General features: G+C 58.6%; 14 protein-coding genes. 4 read left to right on the top strand and 10 right to left on the bottom strand.

What is annotated here, in order from left to right; genetic code table 11:
• Window positions 1–33: 33 nt before the first annotated feature.
• The 4 genes from GHO32_RS15210 to ppsA form a co-directional block, all read right to left on the bottom strand.
• Entirely contained in the window at window positions 34–1,029 is a 996-nt protein-coding gene (locus GHO32_RS15210; RefSeq protein WP_048369830.1) for a zinc transporter ZntB, read from the bottom strand.
• 41 nt (window positions 1,030–1,070) lie between these two features.
• On the bottom strand, window positions 1,071–1,562 hold the full coding sequence (rraA, locus tag GHO32_RS15205) for a ribonuclease E activity regulator RraA (RefSeq protein ID WP_153333946.1): 492 nt from the start codon (window positions 1,560–1,562) through the stop codon (window positions 1,071–1,073).
• A gap of 220 nt (window positions 1,563–1,782) precedes the next feature.
• The gene (locus GHO32_RS15200; protein WP_153333944.1) at window positions 1,783–2,736 is read right to left on the bottom strand and encodes an alpha/beta fold hydrolase; all 954 of its coding nucleotides are present in this window, start codon (window positions 2,734–2,736) and stop codon (window positions 1,783–1,785) included.
• Window positions 2,737–2,838: 102 nt separating this feature from the next.
• The gene (gene ppsA / locus GHO32_RS15195; protein ID WP_153333942.1) at window positions 2,839–5,214 is read right to left on the bottom strand and encodes a phosphoenolpyruvate synthase; all 2,376 of its coding nucleotides are present in this window, start codon (window positions 5,212–5,214) and stop codon (window positions 2,839–2,841) included.
• A gap of 178 nt (window positions 5,215–5,392) precedes the next feature.
• On the opposite strand from ppsA, the gene GHO32_RS15190 reads away from it, so the two are divergent.
• Window positions 5,393–6,211, top strand: coding sequence for a pyruvate, water dikinase regulatory protein (locus GHO32_RS15190; RefSeq protein WP_048386835.1), 819 nt, complete (start codon window positions 5,393–5,395; stop codon window positions 6,209–6,211).
• A 90-nt stretch (window positions 6,212–6,301) separates the two neighbouring features.
• On the opposite strand, the gene prpD is transcribed toward GHO32_RS15190, so the two are convergent.
• From prpD to GHO32_RS15160, 6 genes are all read right to left on the bottom strand, one after another.
• Complete coding sequence (prpD, locus tag GHO32_RS15185; RefSeq protein WP_153333940.1) at window positions 6,302–7,786, bottom strand: 2-methylcitrate dehydratase; 1,485 nt, start codon at window positions 7,784–7,786, stop codon at window positions 6,302–6,304.
• A gap of 166 nt (window positions 7,787–7,952) precedes the next feature.
• Entirely contained in the window at window positions 7,953–9,137 is a 1,185-nt protein-coding gene (gene prpF, locus GHO32_RS15180; protein ID WP_153333938.1) for a 2-methylaconitate cis-trans isomerase PrpF, read from the bottom strand.
• Window positions 9,138–9,239: 102 nt separating this feature from the next.
• Window positions 9,240–11,831, bottom strand: a complete 2,592-nt coding sequence (gene acnD, locus GHO32_RS15175) for a Fe/S-dependent 2-methylisocitrate dehydratase AcnD (RefSeq protein ID WP_153333936.1) — start codon at window positions 11,829–11,831, stop codon at window positions 9,240–9,242.
• Window positions 11,832–11,906: 75 nt separating this feature from the next.
• Complete coding sequence (gene prpC / locus GHO32_RS15170; protein WP_048369818.1) at window positions 11,907–13,034, bottom strand: 2-methylcitrate synthase; 1,128 nt, start codon at window positions 13,032–13,034, stop codon at window positions 11,907–11,909.
• A gap of 59 nt (window positions 13,035–13,093) precedes the next feature.
• Window positions 13,094–13,981, bottom strand: coding sequence for a methylisocitrate lyase (prpB, locus tag GHO32_RS15165; RefSeq protein ID WP_048369817.1), 888 nt, complete (start codon window positions 13,979–13,981; stop codon window positions 13,094–13,096).
• On the bottom strand, window positions 13,978–14,700 hold the full coding sequence (locus tag GHO32_RS15160) for a GntR family transcriptional regulator (RefSeq protein WP_153333934.1): 723 nt from the start codon (window positions 14,698–14,700) through the stop codon (window positions 13,978–13,980). Before GHO32_RS15160 ends, prpB begins: the two co-directional genes overlap by 4 nt.
• Window positions 14,701–14,981: 281 nt before the next feature.
• Here GHO32_RS15160 and GHO32_RS15155 point away from each other — a divergent pair, with 281 nt between their 5' ends.
• From GHO32_RS15155 to GHO32_RS15145, 3 genes are read left to right on the top strand one after another with little or no spacing between them, the layout of a single operon-like run.
• Window positions 14,982–15,518: an ATP-dependent zinc protease gene (locus GHO32_RS15155; protein WP_048369813.1), complete on the top strand. Its 537-nt coding sequence runs from the start codon at window positions 14,982–14,984 to the stop codon at window positions 15,516–15,518.
• Between the two features lie 5 nt (window positions 15,519–15,523).
• Window positions 15,524–17,056, top strand: coding sequence for an inactive transglutaminase family protein (locus GHO32_RS15150; protein WP_123751834.1), 1,533 nt, complete (start codon window positions 15,524–15,526; stop codon window positions 17,054–17,056).
• On the top strand, window positions 17,056–18,039 hold the full coding sequence (locus GHO32_RS15145) for an alpha-L-glutamate ligase-like protein (protein ID WP_153333378.1): 984 nt from the start codon (window positions 17,056–17,058) through the stop codon (window positions 18,037–18,039). Before GHO32_RS15150 ends, GHO32_RS15145 begins: the two co-directional genes overlap by 1 nt.
• Window positions 18,040–18,051 lie beyond the last annotated feature (12 nt).

Raw genomic sequence — 18,051 nt, 5'->3', positions numbered from 1 at the left:
AGCCACTTTAATCGGGTCACATTTCGCGCCCATTCAAAGCCACTGCAAACGTCGATAAAACCACCACTGCACGACGGCAATCACCACCATCAGGCTGCAAACCACCGGAAAACCCCAGGGATTATTAGAGAACGGCACGCCGCCCACATTGATCCCGAGCAAGCCCGTGAGAAATGTAATCGGTAAAAAGATCCCGGTGATCACCCCGAAGCGGTACATGATGCGGCTCATGCGCTCGCTCATGCGCCGGTCTACGGCCTCAAGCACCAGCCCCACGCGCTCTCGCGTGAGTTCGAGTTCTTCCAGGTAACGCGTCAGGCTGTTGTTGAGCTCGTTCCAGTAATCGAGCACATCACTGCTGAACCACGGGATTTTTGTTCGCGCGAGTTGCCCGAAAATATCCCGTTGTGGCGCCAGAAAACGACGTAAACCGGCAGCTCTTCGACGGATCGGCAAAATAGCACCGTGCTCCGGGGTATACCGTTCGTCGGCATCTATCTTATCTTCTTCGTCATCGACGATTTCGGACAGGTCGCCGATCAAGTCCTGGACCTTCAACGTCAGGTTTTGAGCGAGGTACAAGATCAATTCGGCGGAATCTTTCGGGCCATCGCCTTGCTCAAAATCACTGAGCATTTCATCAATGGCACGCAGCCTTCGCAAACGCAGTGAGATAACCCGCTGCGAGCTGCCGAAGATGCGCAGCGAAACCATGTCTTCCGGCTCAGCGCCCGGATTGAGGTTAACCCCGCGCAAAAACAGCAACAGTTCGTTGTTGGGCAAGGTCAACAGACGGGGACGGGTGTTTTCTTCGAGCAGCAAATCACAACTGAAATCGCTCAAACCACTGGAACCGCGCAGCCAGGTCTGGGCTTGCGGGTGACTGCGATCCCAGTGCAACCAAAGGCTTTCATGACTTTGCAGTTCCAGCGTGTCCAGCTCAGTACGCGGGATATGGCGAGCACCGCCCTTACCGTCCAGAACCAGGGCATACACCAGCCCCCACTGTGCGTTGTCTTCCTCTTGCATCCGTGGTCCTTGTGATTAGAGCGTTGAGCTTTTGCCCTGAATCATGTCGGCATTTTCAGAGCTGAAGGCGAAATAATAACGCCATTGTTATCGGCATAAATGAATTCTCCGGGACGGAACGTGACACCCGCAAAGGTCACCGCCACGTTCAAATCGCCAATGCCGCGCTTGTCAGTCTTCATCGGGTGGCTGGCCAGCGCCTGAACGCCCAGGTTTGTCTGTGCAATCACGTCGACGTCACGGATGCAGCCGTAAATCACCAAACCTTCCCAGCCATTTTTAGCGGCCTTTTCCGCCAGCATGTCGCCCAGCAACGCCCGGCGCAGGGAACCGCCGCCATCTACCACCAACACCTTGCCATGCCCCTTGAGTTCAACCTGCTCCTTGACCAGCGAGTTGTCTTCAAAGCACTTGATGGTCACGATCTCACCACCAAAGGAATCACGCCCGCCAAAGTTGCTGAACATGGGGTCCAGCACGTGCACCAGCTCTGGATAGGCATCGCACAAGTCGGGGGTAAGGTAGTGATTCATGAACTAGCTCCTGTTTAAGGTGGGCACAGCAAGATGAAAAACGGCAGCACTACTGTTATAGACGTTCTGACAAGCGCTGGCGTTAAACATGCCACGCACTCGCCAATGAGAACTCATTAGCTAACCAGTCACGAAATGTGACCAGAAACACCACGAGCGTCATATAGTAGCCGCAACCACTACCCGCCGAAACCCCCTACGCCTTGCCGAGCGAGTTCAATCAACGCATCTCAGCGTTGGTTAGCCAGTTGAGCACCCGCGGCCACACCTCTTGCTGAGCCGCCGGGCTCACCAGCATGTCGACATGGTTAAAGTCAGAGCTGAACCCCTGCTCGCGCCCCAGGCACACAAACTGGCGCTGCGCGGCGCCCAGTTGGTCATACAGCTTGCGGCAAGCCCACTCCGGCGTTTGTCGGTCGCCCGCCGCGGCCACCACCAGCACCGGCAGTTCAACCTGTGCCAAGCCGGCCCACCAATCGCGATCCGCGTCTTTAAAACGGCCCATAAAGCCATTCCAGCGCAGGGTTTCGAGTGCGATGCCGACCGGCTCATCTTCAGGGCCACGTTTAAGACGGGTGCCTGACAACTGCGCAAAACGCTTCAACAACAGGTAAGCGCCCCACTGCACCGGCGGGATTTTCAGCGACCAGTAGCGGCGATTGATCTGACAGCCGAAAAACGCCGCCGAGGCCACGTCTGCCGCCTGCAGATACTCACCGCCAAGGGCCGCCGCCAGGCTGATAGCGCCTTGGGAATGGCCGATCCAATGCGGCGTTTGCCCGCTTTGCTCACGCACAAACGCACCAATGGCTGGCAAATCGTAGCGGGCGTAATCCGCCACCCGGTTTTTGGCCCAGTGAATATTGCGCGACGACAAGCCATGGCCGCGCATTTCAGGCAGCCACACATCAAAGCCGGCCCGGGCCAAAAAGGCCCCCAGCCCGACACCTTTGGGCGAATACCAGAACCGACGATTGGAAAAACTGCCGTGCAACAAAATGACCGGCACACCCCGCACCTGGCCCGCATCGGCCATGCCCAGACGGGTCACCACCAACTCCACGGAAATATCCGGGCTGTTGGCGGGCTTCAAGCGATAAACGTCTTCGCTCAGATCACCCCGACGCTCAGCGCTGATCAGGGCAACGGGAAATAAATGGCTGCTGCTTTGCATAATGCTCTTGCACAAAAAAGGGCGAATTCGAACACGAACTCGCCCTAACACGTATAGAGAGCAAGGCAACCGATGGGTTGCCCTGCCCCTTCTCTCAACGACTCAAGCTTGCGCTTGGCCTTCAGCCAGGAAGAACCAGGTTTCCAGTACGGTATCCGGGTTCAACGACACGCTTTCAATGCCTTGCTCCATCAGCCACAGCGCCAGATCCGGGTGATCGGATGGGCCCTGACCGCAAATACCGATGTATTTGCCAGCCTTGTTGCACGCCTGAATAGCGTTGGACAGCAGCTTTTTAACGGCCGGGTTACGCTCGTCAAACAAGTGAGCAATCACACCGGAGTCACGGTCCAGGCCCAGGGTCAACTGAGTCAGGTCGTTGGAACCGATCGAGAAACCGTCGAAGAATTCAAGGAATTCATCAGCCAGAATCGCGTTGGATGGCAGCTCGCACATCATGATGATGCGCAGGCCGTTTTCGCCACGCTTGAGGCCGTTTTCAGCCAGCAAGTCGATCACCTGGCTCGCTTCGCCCAGGGTCCGTACGAACGGCACCATGATTTCAACGTTGGTAAAGCCCATGTCGTTGCGCACGCGCTTGAGGGCACGGCACTCGAGCTCGAAGCAATCGCGGAAGTTTTCGCTGATGTAACGCGAAGCACCACGGAAGCCCAGCATCGGGTTTTCTTCTTCCGGCTCGTACAGTTTGCCGCCGATCAGGTTGGCGTATTCGTTGGACTTGAAGTCCGACAGACGCACGATCACTTTTTTCGGGGTAAACGCGCCAGCCAGGGTGCTGATGCCTTCAACCAGTTTGTCGACGTAGAAATCAACCGGGTCGCTGTAACCCGCGATGCGCTTGTCGACGCTGTCTTTGATTTCTTGCGGCAAACCGTCGTAGTTCAGCAGTGCCTTTGGGTGCACGCCGATCATACGGTTGATGATGAACTCCAGACGGGCCAGGCCCACACCGGCGTTCGGCAGTTGTGCGAAGTCAAACGCACGGTCCGGGTTGCCCACGTTCATCATGATTTTGAACGGCAGTTCCGGCATGGCATCGACGGAGTTTTTCTTGATGTCGAAGCCCAGTTCACCTTCAAAGATGAAACCGGTATCGCCTTCAGCACACGAAACCGTCACGCCCTGACCGTCTTTGAGCAACTGAGTGGCGTTGCCGCAACCGACGACCGCAGGGATGCCCAGCTCACGCGCGATGATCGCGGCGTGGCAGGTACGGCCACCACGGTTGGTAACGATAGCGCTGGCGCGCTTCATGACCGGTTCCCAGTCCGGGTCAGTCATGTCCGACACCAACACGTCGCCCGGCTGGACTTTGTCCATCTCGGAGACGTCTTTAATGATGCGAACCTTGCCCGCGCCGATGCGCTGGCCAATGGCGCGACCTTCAACCAGCACCGTGCCGGTTTCTTTGAGCAGGTAACGCTCCATCACGTTGGCCTGGGTGCGGCTCTTCACGGTTTCAGGACGGGCCTGAACAATGTACAGCTTGCCGTCGTCGCCATCTTTGGCCCATTCGATGTCCATCGGGCACTTGTAGTGCTTCTCGATGATCATCGCTTGCTTGGCCAGCTCGTTGATTTCAGCGTCGCTCAGGCAGAAACGCTCGCGGTCCGCCTTCTCTACGTCGATGACCTTGACCGATTTACCGGCCTTGGCTTCGTCGCCGTAGATCATTTTGATCGCTTTGCTACCCAGGTTGCGGCGCAGGATCGCTGGGCGACCGGCTTCCAGGGTTGGTTTGTGAACGTAGAACTCGTCCGGGTTGACCGCGCCTTGTACGACGGTTTCGCCCAGGCCGTAGGCGCCGGTGATGAACACCACGTCACGGAAGCCCGACTCGGTGTCCAGGGTGAACATCACGCCTGCGGTGCCGGTTTCGGAGCGCACCATGCGCTGTACGCCAGCCGACAGGGCCACCAGCTTGTGGTCAAAACCTTGGTGCACGCGGTAAGAAATCGCACGGTCGTTGAACAGGGAAGCGAACACTTCCTTGGCCGCACGAATCACGTTTTCAACGCCACGGATGTTCAGGAAGGTTTCTTGCTGACCGGCAAAGGAGGCGTCCGGCAAGTCTTCGGCGGTGGCCGAAGAACGTACGGCAACGGCCATGTCCGGGTTGCCTTGCGAGAGGGTCGCAAACGCAGCACGGATTTCAGCGTTGAGTTTCTCAGGGAACTCGGCTTCCATGATCCATTGACGGATCTGGGCGCCGGTCTTGGCCAGGGCGTTGACGTCATCAACATCCAGCGCGTCCAACGCTGCATGGATCTGATCATTCAAGCCGCTCAGCTCAAGAAAATCACGGTATGCCTGGGAAGTCGTCGCAAAACCACCGGGAACCGATACACCAGCGCCTGCAAGGTTGCTGATCATCTCGCCGAGGGATGCGTTCTTGCCCCCCACATGCTCCACATCATGGACGCCGAGCTTATCGAGGGAAACTACGTACTCTACCAAGGTGATCTCTCCACTAACTGTGTTGGAAAAGCTCAGGGTGCCGGACACTCCGTCTATGGAGTCTCTCGGCGATTGTGGCCTGGACCTGGAAAATAAGTGACACTGCCTGCCATAACGGGCGACAAAATCGCGCCTATCATATCCAAGAAACGTCACCAGCTTAAGGCCCAAGGCGCAAATGAAACGATCTGCTTTCTTTATATCCGACGGCACCGGCATTACAGCTGAAACCCTCGGCCAGAGTTTGTTGGCGCAATTCGAAAACGTGACCTTCAGCAAATTCACACGCCCTTATATAGATAGCGTGGAAAAAGCGCGGGCAATGGTACAACAAATCGACAACGCCGCCGAAAAAGACGGTGTTCGCCCGATAATCTTCGACACTATCGTCAATCAGGATATTCGCGAAGTCCTCGCCACCGCCAATGGCTTCATGATCGACATTTTTTCCAGCTTCCTGGCGCCTCTGGAGCAGGAACTGGCGGAACATTCCTCCTATTCAGTGGGTAAATCCCACTCAATTGGTCATAACTCCAACTATATGGAGCGTATCGAGGCGGTGAACTTTGCCCTCGACAACGACGATGGCGCGCGCACGCATAAATACGACAAGGCCGACTTGATTCTGGTGGGCGTGTCGCGTTGCGGCAAAACCCCGACCTGCCTGTACATGGCCATGCAATTCGGCATTCGCGCGGCCAACTACCCGTTGACCGAAGACGACATGGAAAGCCTGAAGCTGCCCGCGGCCTTGCGCGCGCACAAGCACAAGCTGTTCGGCCTGACCATCGACCCGGATCGCCTCACCGCCATTCGCAACGAGCGCAAGCCCAACAGCCGCTACTCCAGCTACGCCCAGTGCGAATTTGAAGTGCGCGAAGTCGAAAGCCTGTTCCAGCGCGAAAACATCCCGCACATCAACTCCACGCATTTCTCGGTAGAAGAAATCTCGGCCAAGATCCTGGTCGAAAAAGGCGTGGAGCGACGCTTCAAATAACCCCACCGCCTTGTAGGAGCGAGCTTGCCTCGCGATCTTTTAAACCCTCAAAAGATCGCGAGACAAGCTCGCTCCTACAGGGGATTGGGTTTAAATCACCAGCAAATCTACAAATGTATGAACCGGCGTCGCTTCAAGCTTCGCCTGATCTTTGCACAGTTCAAAAATCTGCTTGCAGCGCTGGCCGACAAAGCGCGTGGCCAGGTTGGCCTTGAACTTGTCTTCCAGCAACGGAATGCCCTCAGCACGGCGCCGACGATGGCCAATCGGGTACTCCACCACTACTTGCTCGGTGTGGCTGCCGTCCTTGAAAAACACCTGAATGGCGTTGGCAATCGAACGTTTGTCGGCCTCCAGGTATTCGCGGGTGTAGCGCGGTTCTTCGACAATGACCATCTTCTCGCGCAGCTCATCAATGATCGGATGCGCGGCGTGGAAGTCGTCTTCGTACTGTTCCGCCACCAGATTGCCAAATGCCAGCGGCACGGCAGTCATGTATTGAATGCAGTGATCTCGATCCGCCGCATTGGCCAACTGGCCTTGCTTGGAAATGATCCGGATCGCGGATTCATGGGTAGTAATCACGATTTTGTCGATCTCATGCAGGCGATCTTTCACCTGCGGGTGCAAGGTCACGGCCGCCTCGCACGCCGTTTGCGCATGGAACTCGGCCGGAAAACTGATCTTGAACAGCACGTTTTCCATCACATAGGTGCCATAAGGCTGTGACAGGCTGAATTGGCGCTGCCCTTCAGGCTTAAGCGCCAGGTCCTTGTTGGTGTGGCTGAACAGCACGTCGTAAAAGCCCCACTGCGGCGCCGTCAGCACGCCCGGAATACCCATTTCACCGCGCAGCGCAATATCCGCCAGACGCACGCCGCGGCTCGACGCATCCCCCGCCGCCCACGACTTGCGCGACCCGGCGTTCGGCGCGTGGCGATAGGTGCGCAAGGCCTGACCATCGACAAATGCATGGGACAACGCCGCCAGCAACTGCTCGCGGTCAGCGCCCATCAGCTTGGCGCAGACCGCCGTCGATGCGACTTTCACCAGCAGCACATGGTCAAGGCCGACGCGATTGAAAGAGTTTTCCAGAGCAATGACGCCTTGAATCTCATGCGCCATGATCATCGCCTCCAGCACCGCACGCATGGTCAACGGCGTTTCGCCATTGGCCACACGCTTTTGCGAGAGGTGGTCGGCCACCGCCAAAATCCCGCCCAGGTTATCCGAAGGATGCCCCCACTCCGCCGCCAGCCAGGTGTCGTTGTAATCCAGCCAACGCACTATACAGCCGATGTCCCACGCAGCCTTGACTGGGTCCAGGCGGTACGACGTACCGGGCACGCGTGCGCCGAACGGCACCACCGTGCCCTCGACAATCGGGCCCAGGTGTTTGGTGCATTCCGGAAAACGTAACGCCAGCAGGCCGCAGCCCAAGGTGTCCATCAGGCAGTTACGGGCGGTGTTCAGGGCTTCTTGGGAAGTGATGCGGTAAGTCAGGACGTAGTCGGCAATGTCCTGCAAGACCTTGTCATAGTCGGGACGGTTGTTGAGGTCGACGTTGGCGCTCATGTGGAGTGACTCCAAGTGGGTGAATGAGTGTCGTGTTCCATCCTCAGGGTCAGGCTGGCAGGTCTGAATGCCCGCTCTACATACCAGTTGTAGGAGCGAGCTTGCCTCGCGATCTGTTGGGTCGTTAAGAGATCGCGAGACAAGCTCGCTCCTACAGGTTTTTATTTCAAATCGGGGGCACCCGCACCCAACCTTCCATCAAGACCCGCGCGCTGCGGCTCATGATGGCTTTGGTCACGGTCCATTCGCCGTCAATCTGCTGCGCTTGTGCGCCCACCCGCAAGGTGCCCGACGGGTGGCCGAAGCGCACGGCGCTGCGCAATTCGCCACCCGCCGCCAAGTTGACCAGGGTGCCCGGAATGGCGGCTGCCGTGCCAATCGCAACCGCAGCGGTGCCCATCATGGCGTGGTGCAGTTTGCCCATCGACAAGGCACGCACCAGCAAATCAATGCTGTTCGCGCTCACCGGCTTACCGCTGGACGACAGGTAATCTGCAGGCTTGGCTACAAACGCCACTTTGGGGGTGTGCTGGCGTTTAGCGGCATCGTCGAGGTTATCGATCAGGCCCATGCGCAACGCACCGTGGGCACGAATGGTTTCGAACAGCGCCAGCGCTTTCGCATCCGCGTTGATGTCGTTCTGCAGTTCCGTGCCGGTGTAACCGATGTCGTGGGCATTGACGAAAATGGTCGGGATGCCGGCATTGATCATCGTGACTTTAAGGGTGCCGACGCCCGGCACTTCCAGATCGTCCACCAGGTTGCCGGTGGGGAACATCGAACCGCCCGCGCCCTCTTCTTCTGCCGCCGGGTTGAGGAACTCAAGCTGAACCTCTGCGGCCGGAAAGGTCACGCCATCCAGTTCAAAGTCGCCGGTTTCCTGGACCGCGCCGTCAGTGATAGGCACGTGGGCAATAATGGTTTTGCTGATGTTGGCTTGCCAGATGCGCACCACCGCCGTGCCGTTACGCGGAATGCGGCTCGGGTCGACCAGGCCGCTGCTGATGGCGAACGAACCGACCGCCGCCGACAGGTTGCCGCAGTTGCCGCTCCAGTCGACAAAAGGCTTGTCGATCGACACCTGACCAAACAGGTAGTCGACGTCATGGTCAGCGTGCAGGCTTTTGCTGACGATCACGGTTTTGCTGGTGCTGGACGTGGCGGCGCCCATGCCGTCGATTTGTTTCTCATACGGGTCCGGGCTGCCGATCACCCGCAGCAACAGCGCATCACGGGCCGCCCCCGGCACCTGAGCCACGTCAGGCAAGTCGAGCAGGCTGAAAAACACCCCTTTACTGGTACCGCCCCGCATATACGTCGCCGGGATTTTGATTTGCGCTGCAAAAGCCATGAATAGAATCCTGTCATGTCCTCTGTAGGAGCGAGCTCGCCTCGCGATCTTTTGATCTTTTAAAAAGATCGCGAGACAAGCTCGCTCCTACGGGATGTGTGGTTAAGCGGTTGCCGACTCCAGGAAGTCCTGGGCAAAGCGCTGCAACACGCCGCCTGCTTCGTAGATCGACACTTCTTCAGCCGTGTCCAGGCGGCAGGTCACCGGCACCTCGGCGCGCTCGCCATTTTTACGGGTAATCACCAGTGTCAGCGTGGCACGCGGGGTGCGCTCGCCAATCACGTCATAGGTTTCACTGCCGTCGATGTGCAAGGTTTTGCGGTTGGTGCCCGGCATGAACTCCAGTGGCAACACGCCCATGCCCACCAGGTTGGTACGGTGAATGCGCTCAAACCCTTCGGCGGCAATCGCCTCCACACCCGCCAGCCGCACGCCCTTGGCCGCCCAGTCACGGGACGAACCCTGGCCATAGTCGGCACCGGCAATAATGATCAGCGGCTGCTTGCGATCCATGTAGGTTTCAATCGCTTCCCACATGCGCATCACTTGGCCTTCAGGCTCGAGGCGGGTCAGCGAACCCTGCTTGACCTTGCCGTCCTCGATGACCATTTCGTTGAACAGTTTCGGGTTGGCAAAGGTCGCGCGCTGAGCGGTCAAGTGGTCGCCACGGTGGGTGGCATAGGAGTTGAAGTCGACTTCCGGCAAGCCCATTTTCGCCAGGTATTCACCGGCGGCGCTGTCGAGCATGATCGCGTTGGACGGCGACAAGTGATCGGTGGTGATGTTGTCCGGCAGCACGGCCAGCGGGCGCATGCCCTTGAGCGGACGCGCACCGGCCAGCGCCCCTTCCCAGTACGGCGGGCGGCGAATATAGGTGCTTTGCGGGCGCCAGTCGTACAGCGGCTCCACTTTCGGGCCGGTGTCTTCGTGAATGGCAAACATCGGAATGTACACCTGGCGGAACTGCTCCGGTTTCACCGAGGCCTTGACCACGGCGTCGATTTCTTCGTCCGTCGGCCAGATGTCTTTCAGGCGAATTTCGTTGCCCTGAGCGTCCAGGCCCAAGACGTCTTTTTCGATGTCAAAACGAATGGTCCCGGCAATCGCATAAGCCACCACCAGCGGCGGCGAGGCCAGGAAGGCTTGCTTGGCGTACGGGTGAATGCGCCCGTCAAAGTTGCGGTTCCCCGACAGCACGGCCGTGGCATAGAGGTCACGGTCGATAATTTCTTGTTGAATCACCGGGTCCAGCGCCCCGGACATGCCATTGCAGGTGGTGCAGGCAAACGCCACAACGCCAAACCCCAGTTGCTCCAGCTCGTCAGTCAGGCCCGCTTCATTCAGGTACAGCGCTACAGTTTTCGAGCCCGGCGCCAGCGACGATTTAACCCACGGCTTGCGGGTCAGCCCCAGTTTGTTGGCGTTGCGGGCCAGCAAACCGGCGGCAATCACGTTGCGCGGGTTGCTGGTGTTGGTGCAACTGGTGATCGCAGCGATGATCACCGCGCCATCGGGCATTTGTCCCGGCACTTCATCCCACTGCCCGGCGATGCCTTTGCTCGCCAGATCGCTGGTCGCCACCCGCGCATGCGGGTTGCTTGGGCCAGCCATGTTGCGCACCACCGACGACAGGTCAAAGCTCAGGTTGCGCTCGTACTGCGCACCTTTGAGGCTGTCTGCCCACAGACCGTTGACCTTGGCGTAGTGCTCCACCAATTGCACTTGCTGGTCTTCGCGGCCAGTCAGTTTGAGGTAATCAATGGTTTGTTGGTCGATGTAGAACATCGCTGCCGTGGCGCCGTATTCCGGGGCCATGTTGGAAATGGTCGCGCGGTCGCCCAGGGTCAGCGCCGCAGCGCCTTCGCCATAGAACTCCAGCCAGGCGCCGACCACTTTTTGCTTGCGCAGGAACTCGGTCAGTGCCAGCACCATGTCGGTGGCGGTGATGCCCGGTTGCAGCTTGCCGGTCAGCTCAACGCCGACGATTTCTGGCAGGCGCATCCACGAGGCCCGGCCGAGCATCACGCTTTCGGCTTCGAGGCCGCCGACGCCGATGGCGATCACGCCCAGCGAGTCGACGTGCGGGGTGTGGCTGTCGGTGCCGACGCAAGTGTCGGGGAAGGCTACGCCGTCACGCACCTGAATCACCGGAGACATTTTCTCCAGGTTGATCTGGTGCATGATGCCGTTGCCCGGCGGGATCACGTCGACGTTTTTAAAGGCTTTTTTGGTCCACTCGATAAAGTGGAAACGGTCTTCGTTGCGGCGGTCTTCGATGGCGCGGTTCTTTTCAAACGCCTCGGGATCGTAACCGCCACATTCCACGGCCAGCGAGTGATCGACAATCAGTTGGGTCGGCACCACCGGGTTGACTTGCGCCGGGTCGCCGCCTTGTTGGGCGATGGCATCACGCAGGCCGGCAAGGTCAACCAGAGCGGTTTGACCAAGGATGTCGTGGCACACCACACGCGCCGGGAACCACGGAAAATCGAGGTCGCGCTTGCGCTCAATCAACTGGCTCAGGGAGGCATTTAACGTGGCCGGATCGCAACGCCGCACCAGGTTTTCGGCCAGCACGCGCGCGGTATAAGGCAGTGTGTCGTAGGCACCGGGGGTGATCGCATCGACCGCCGCACGGGTGTCGAAGTAATCCAGCCGGGTGCCCGGCAGCGTTTTACGAAATTCAGTATTCATGGTGCGGGACTCGATCACGGTTAGGTCAGAGGGCGAGTGGCCGCGCCGGTAAAGGGGCGGCCACTGCCCTGCTTGTCAGCGACGCTCGATTGGCACGAACTTGCGCTGTTCAACGCCGATGTACTCGGCGCTTGGACGGATGATGCGGTTGTTGGCGCGCTGTTCGAACACGTGTGCAGCCCAGCCGGTCAGGCGCGAGCAGACAAAGATCGGGGTGAACAGCTTGGTCGGGATGCCCATGAAGTGGTACGCCGAGGCATGGTAGAAGTCGGCGTTGGGGAACAGCTTCTTTTGCTCCCACATGGTTTTGTCGATGGCTTCGGACACCGGGAACAGCACGGTATCGCCCACTTCTTCAGCCAGCTTTTTCGACCAACCCTTAATCACCTCGTTACGCGGGTCGCTGTCTTTGTAGATCGCGTGGCCAAAGCCCATGATCTTGTCTTTGCGCGCCAGCATGCCGAGAGTGCCCTCGACCGCGTCTTCAGCCGAGGCAAAGCGCTCGATCATTTCCATGGCCGCTTCGTTGGCGCCACCGTGCAGCGGGCCGCGCAGCGAGCCGATGGCCGCAGTGATGCACGAATACAGATCGGACAGCGTCGATGCACAGACACGGGCGGTGAAGGTTGAGGCGTTGAACTCGTGTTCGGCATAGAGGATCAGCGACACGTTCATCACTTTGACGTGCAACTCGCTCGGCTTTTTGCCGTGCAGCAGGTGCAGGAAGTGACCGCCAATCGACGCTTCATCGCTCACGCACTCGATGCGCTTGGCGTCGTGGCTGAAGCGGTACCAGTAGCACATGATCGCCGGGAAGGCGGCCAGCAGGCGGTTGGTCTTGTCCAACTGCTCGGAGAAGTCTTTCTCCGGCTCCAGATTGCCCAGAAACGAGCAACCGGTGCGCATCACATCCATCGGGTGGGCGTCTGCGGGGATGCGTTCCAGCACTTCTTTTAGCGCTTGCGGCAAGTCGCGCAGGGTTTTCAGCTTGGCGGTGTAGTCAGCCAGCTGGGTTTTAGTCGGCAGTTCGCCGTACAGCAGCAGGTAAGCCACTTCTTCGAACTGGGCATCGGCTGCCAGTTCACGCACGTCATAACCCCGATAAGTGAGGCCGGCGCCTTCCTGACCGACCGTCGACAGGGCTGTTTGCCCGGCCACCTGGCCACGTAATCCGGCACCGCTCAATACTTTTGCTTCGGCCATTGCGCTCTCCAATCTTGAATTTGTTAGGGATTCGGCAAGTCTTTGTACATATCTCTGGGTTATTTCTTCGCTGCAAACAGCGCGTCGAGCTTCTGCTCGAATTCGTGGTAGTTGATGGCGTCGTACAGCTCCATGCGGGTTTGCATGGTGTCGATCACGTTTTGCTGGGTGCCGTCGCGGCGGATGGCGCCGTAGACGTTCTCTGCTGCCTTGTTCATCGCCCGGAACGCCGACAGCGGGTACAGCACCAGCGAGACATCAACGCTGGCCAATTGTTCGGTGGTGTACAGCGGCGTTGCGCCGAACTCGGTGATGTTGGCCAGAATCGGCGCCTTGACCCGGTCGGCAAACAGTTTGTACATCTCAAGCTCGGTGATGGCTTCCGGGAAGACCATGTCGGCACCGGCTTCAACACACGCCGCCGCACGCTCAAGCGCCGACTCCAGGCCTTCGACCGCCAGCGCATCTGTGCGCGCCATGATCACGAAGCTGTCATCAGTACGCGCATCCACTGCAGCTTTAATACGGTCGATCATTTCTTGCTGCGAAACGATCTCTTTGTTCGGGCGATGGCCACAGCGCTTGGCGCCGACCTGGTCTTCGATGTGAATGGCCGCAGCGCCAAATTTGATCATCGACTTGACCGTGCGCGAAACGTTGAAGAACGACGAACCAAAGCCCGTGTCCACGTCTACCAGCAGCGGCAGGTCGCACACGTCAGTGATACGGCGCACGTCGGTCAGCACGTCGTCCAGGCCGGTAATGCCCAGGTCCGGCACGCCCAGCGAACCCGCAGCGACACCGCCACCCGACAGGTAAATCGCCTTGAAACCGGCACGCTTGGCCAGCAGTGCGTGGTTGGCGTTGATCGCACCGACGACTTGCAACGGGTGTTCGCTGGCGACTGCATCACGGAAACGCTGGCCTGGACTGTTTTTATTGCTCATGACTCACCTCGTGGAGTGGCTGTCTGCTGGGCGCTGTCTTGGTAGTGACGCGCGATATTGCGTTTGGAAGCGCCGATGTGGCGGCGCATCAACAACTCGGCCAGTTCGCCGTCGCGATCGGCAATGGCATCGAGAATCCGGTGGTGCTCGGCAAACGCCTGGTGCGGGCGATTGGGGGTGGCAGAAAACTGGATGCGGTACATGCGCACCAGTTGATACAACTCACCGCAGAGCATCTGGGTCAGCGTGCGATTGCCGCTGCCTTGAATAATCTTGTAATGAAAATCAAAGTCGCCTTCTTGCTGGTAATACCCGACACCCGCCTGAAACGCCTCATCGCGCTCATGGGTTTCGAGCACCTGGCGCAACTCGGCGATGTCTTCATCGCTCATGCGCTCGGCCGCCAAACGGCAGGCCATGCCTTCAAGGGACTCGCGGATTTCGTAGAGTTCGATCAGCTCGGCATGGCTCAACGAGACCACGCGGGCGCCGACATGCGGGACGCGCACCAGCAAACGCTGGCCTTCAAGCCGATGAATCGCCTCACGCAGGGGGCCGCGGCTGATGCCGTAGGTGCGCGCCAGTTCAGGCTCGGAGATCTTGCTGCCCGGGGCGATTTCGCCTTTGACAATGGCCGCCTGAATGCGTCGAAAGACGTTCTCGGACAAGGTTTCCGAGTCATCCTGGGTAACCAGGGACGGCTCCAGTGCTTGCTGCATATTGTCGACACCTTCGAAATCAATAGCGCCAAAACTAGCCATTTAAGCGCTATCAGTCAAAGGATAAATGTGGATTGTCGACAATCGTCGAATAAGACCTTGGTGGAATCGACATCACTTACCGCCCGCGCAGACGGCGCGAACGCTGGCGCCATAAAACCATCATGTTAGAATGCCCGCCGCATCCGCCCTGCCCCCATCCATCGGGCAGCCGCACGAGGAAACTTGCATCGTTGCCAGTCGCCTTGAACTGAAGATTGCAAGAGATCACGCCTCAATTTATGAAATTCATCACCCTCTTCACCTTTCTATGTCTGCTGTCCCTGCCGGGCCTGAGCCTTGGCGGCGAAAAAACCGTGTACGGCCTGAATGAATACGCCGAACTGGCAGGGATTGACCTGCTGGTTGCAGCCAAACTCGACACCGGCGCCAAAACCGCCTCGCTGAGCGCCCGCGACATCAAACGTTTTAAACGTGACGGTGAAAGCTGGGTGCGCTTTTACCTGGCCATCGACGACGCCCACAGCCACCCCATCGAACGCCCGCTGGCCCGTGTGAGCAAGATCAAACGCCGCTCGGGTGACTACGACCCGCAGGCCGACAAGAACTACACCTCGCGCCCGGTCATCAGCCTGGAAATTTGTATGGGCAAGGCTTTACGCACCATCGAAGTGAACTTGACCGACCGAAGTGCGTTCCAATACCCGCTGTTGATTGGCTCCGAAGCGCTTAAACGCTTTGATGCGCTGGTCGACCCCAGTCTTAAATACGCTGCTGGCAAACCTGCCTGCGTCGCTAACGCTCAAATCGCAGAGTAATTGAAATGCGCGCTCTTACCCTTCACCTGAAAATCTTGATCACCATTCTGTTGGTGTTGGGCATTTCAATTACCGCCTACCAGATTTTCGTCATCGGCATCCCTGTGACCGAAGACGCGACCGACGACCTGTGGAACATCGACGCCAAGGTCGAGTTCGTGGCCAACGCCAAAGACCCGGTCAAAATCCAGATGTTCGTCCCGCCGCTTAACCGCGATTACGTCAGCCTCAATGAGAGCTTTATCTCGAACAACTACGGGGTGAGCGTCAACCGCGTCGACGGCAACCGCAAGGTCACCTGGTCGGCACGCAGGGTCAGCGGCAAGCAAACCCTTTACTACCGCCTGGTCCTGACCAAGCGTTATTCGGGCGACAAAACCAAGGTCAAAGGCCCGGTGTTCCGCGACAGCATCGCCGTCGACGGCCCCGAAAAAATCGCCGCCGAAGCCCTGCTCGCGCCGATTCGCCAGCACTCTGCCGACGTCGAAACCTTTATCAGCGAAACCATCAAGCGGGTGAACAACCTCAATGATGACAACGTCAAATTGCTGCTGGCGGGCGACCCGTCGACCCCGCACAAAGCCCAGATCATTGAATTGCTGCTGTCGATTGCCCACGTCCCGATGGAGCGCGTGCACACCATCCGCCTGGTCGCCGATCAACCGCAAAACCCGGAGCTGTGGCTGCGCAGCTTCAACGGCAATGACTGGCTGTACTTCAACCCGGAATCGGGCGAGCAAGGCCTGCCGTCTGACCGCCTGCTGTGGTGGATCGGCGACGAGCCGCTGGTGACGATGGATGGCGGCAAAAAAGCCAACGTCACGTTCAGCCTCAACAACAGCGAAATGAACGCCATTCGCCTGGCCAAGTTGACCGACGAGAACACTGACGCCAACTTCCTGGAGTACTCGCTGTACGGCTTGCCGCTGCAAACCCAGCAGACCTTCATGATCATGGTGATGATCCCGATTGGTGTATTGGTGATTCTGGTCTTGCGCAACCTGATCGGCCTGCAAACCCTCGGCACCTTTACCCCGGTACTGATCGCCCTGGCGTTCCGCGAAACCCAACTGGAGTTCGGCATCATCCTGTTTACGGTGATAACGGCGCTCGGGTTAATGCTGCGTTCCTATCTGGAACACCTGAAGCTGCAGATGCTGCCCAGGTTGTCGGTGGTGCTGACGTTCGTGGTGATCCTGATCGCCGCCATCAGCCTGTTCAGCCACAAACTGGGCCTTGAACGCGGGCTGTCGGTGGCACTGTTCCCGATGGTGATTCTGACCATGACCATCGAGCGCCTGTCGATCACCTGGGAAGAGCGTGGCGGCGGCCATGCCATGAAAGTCGCTATCGGCACCCTGTTCGCCGCCACCTTGGCCTACCTGGTGATGAGCGTGCCTGAGCTGGTGTACTTCGTGTTCACCTTCCCGGCCGTGCTGCTGATTCTGGTGGCCTTCATGCTGGCCATGGGTCGCTATCGCGGCTACCGCCTGACCGAACTGGTGCGTTTCAAAGCGTTCTTGAAGGCTGACTCCTGATGTTTGGCTTCTGGAAGACCTGGAAGGCCCTGGAAGCCAAGGGCATCATGGGCATCAATCGGCGCAATGCGGACTACGTACTCAAGTACAACAAACGCAGCCTGTACCCGATTGTGGATGACAAGATCATCACCAAAGAGCGCGCCATTGCCGCCGGCATTGATGTGCCGGAGTTGTACGGGGTGATCTCCACCGAGAAAGAAATCGAGAAACTCGATGACATCATCGGTGGCCGCTCGGACTTCGTGATCAAGCCCGCGCAAGGCGCGGGCGGCGATGGCATCCTGGTGATTGCTGACCGCTTCGAAGACCGCTTTCGCACCGTGTCGGGCAAGATCATCAGCCACGAAGAAATCGAACATCAGATTTCCAGCATCCTCACCGGCCTGTATTCGCTGGGCGGGCACCGTGACCGGGCACTGATCGAGTACCGTGTCACGCCTGACCAGATCTTCAAAAGCATCAGCTACGAAGGCGTGCCGGACATTCGCATCATTGTGCTGATGGGCTACCCGGTAATGGCCATGCTGCGCTTGCCGACCCGCCAATCGGGCGGCAAGGCCAACCTGCACCAGGGCGCCATCGGTGTGGGTGTTGACCTGGCAACCGGCCTGACCCTGCGCGGCACGTGGCTGAACAGCATCATCAGCAAGCACCCGGACACCACCAATGCGGTGGACGGCGTGCAACTGCCCAACTGGGACGGCTTCATGAAGCTGGCCGCCGGTTGCTATGAGCTATGCGGCCTGGGCTATATCGGGGTCGACATGGTGCTGGACCAGGACAAAGGCCCGTTGATTCTCGAACTCAATGCCCGCCCGGGCCTTAACATCCAGATCGCCAACAACTGCGGCCTGACCCTGCGCACCCACGCCGTTGAAGCCCACCTCGCCGAACTGGCAGAAAAAGGCATTCAAGAAACCCCCGAAGAGCGCGTGCGCTTTACCCAAGAGCTGTTCGGGCATATCCATCAGAGCGAATAACCTGTAGGAGCG

The sequence above is a fragment of the Pseudomonas sp. FSL R10-2189 genome, from assembly GCF_009600325.1.
In the GTDB taxonomy this organism is placed as follows: Bacteria; Pseudomonadota; Gammaproteobacteria; order Pseudomonadales; family Pseudomonadaceae; genus Aquipseudomonas; species Aquipseudomonas helleri.
Note: the sequence above shows the minus strand (reverse complement) of the source record. Positions and strands in the feature narration are given on the sequence as shown.

Coding starts and splice junctions, on each gene's coding strand:
- GHO32_RS15210 (WP_048369830.1), bottom strand. CDS start 1,029: ATGCAAGAGGAAGACAACGCACAGTGGGGGCTGGTGTATGCCCTGGTT.
- rraA (WP_153333946.1), bottom strand. CDS start 1,562: ATGAATCACTACCTTACCCCCGACTTGTGCGATGCCTATCCAGAGCTG.
- GHO32_RS15200 (WP_153333944.1), bottom strand. CDS start 2,736: ATGCAAAGCAGCAGCCATTTATTTCCCGTTGCCCTGATCAGCGCTGAG.
- GHO32_RS15190 (WP_048386835.1), top strand. CDS start 5,393: ATGAAACGATCTGCTTTCTTTATATCCGACGGCACCGGCATTACAGCT.
- prpD (WP_153333940.1), bottom strand. CDS start 7,786: ATGAGCGCCAACGTCGACCTCAACAACCGTCCCGACTATGACAAGGTC.
- prpF (WP_153333938.1), bottom strand. CDS start 9,137: ATGGCTTTTGCAGCGCAAATCAAAATCCCGGCGACGTATATGCGGGGC.
- acnD (WP_153333936.1), bottom strand. CDS start 11,831: ATGAATACTGAATTTCGTAAAACGCTGCCGGGCACCCGGCTGGATTAC.
- prpC (WP_048369818.1), bottom strand. CDS start 13,034: ATGGCCGAAGCAAAAGTATTGAGCGGTGCCGGATTACGTGGCCAGGTG.
- prpB (WP_048369817.1), bottom strand. CDS start 13,981: ATGAGCAATAAAAACAGTCCAGGCCAGCGTTTCCGTGATGCAGTCGCC.
- GHO32_RS15160 (WP_153333934.1), bottom strand. CDS start 14,700: ATGCAGCAAGCACTGGAGCCGTCCCTGGTTACCCAGGATGACTCGGAA.
- GHO32_RS15155 (WP_048369813.1), top strand. CDS start 14,982: ATGAAATTCATCACCCTCTTCACCTTTCTATGTCTGCTGTCCCTGCCG.
- GHO32_RS15150 (WP_123751834.1), top strand. CDS start 15,524: ATGCGCGCTCTTACCCTTCACCTGAAAATCTTGATCACCATTCTGTTG.
- GHO32_RS15145 (WP_153333378.1), top strand. CDS start 17,056: ATGTTTGGCTTCTGGAAGACCTGGAAGGCCCTGGAAGCCAAGGGCATC.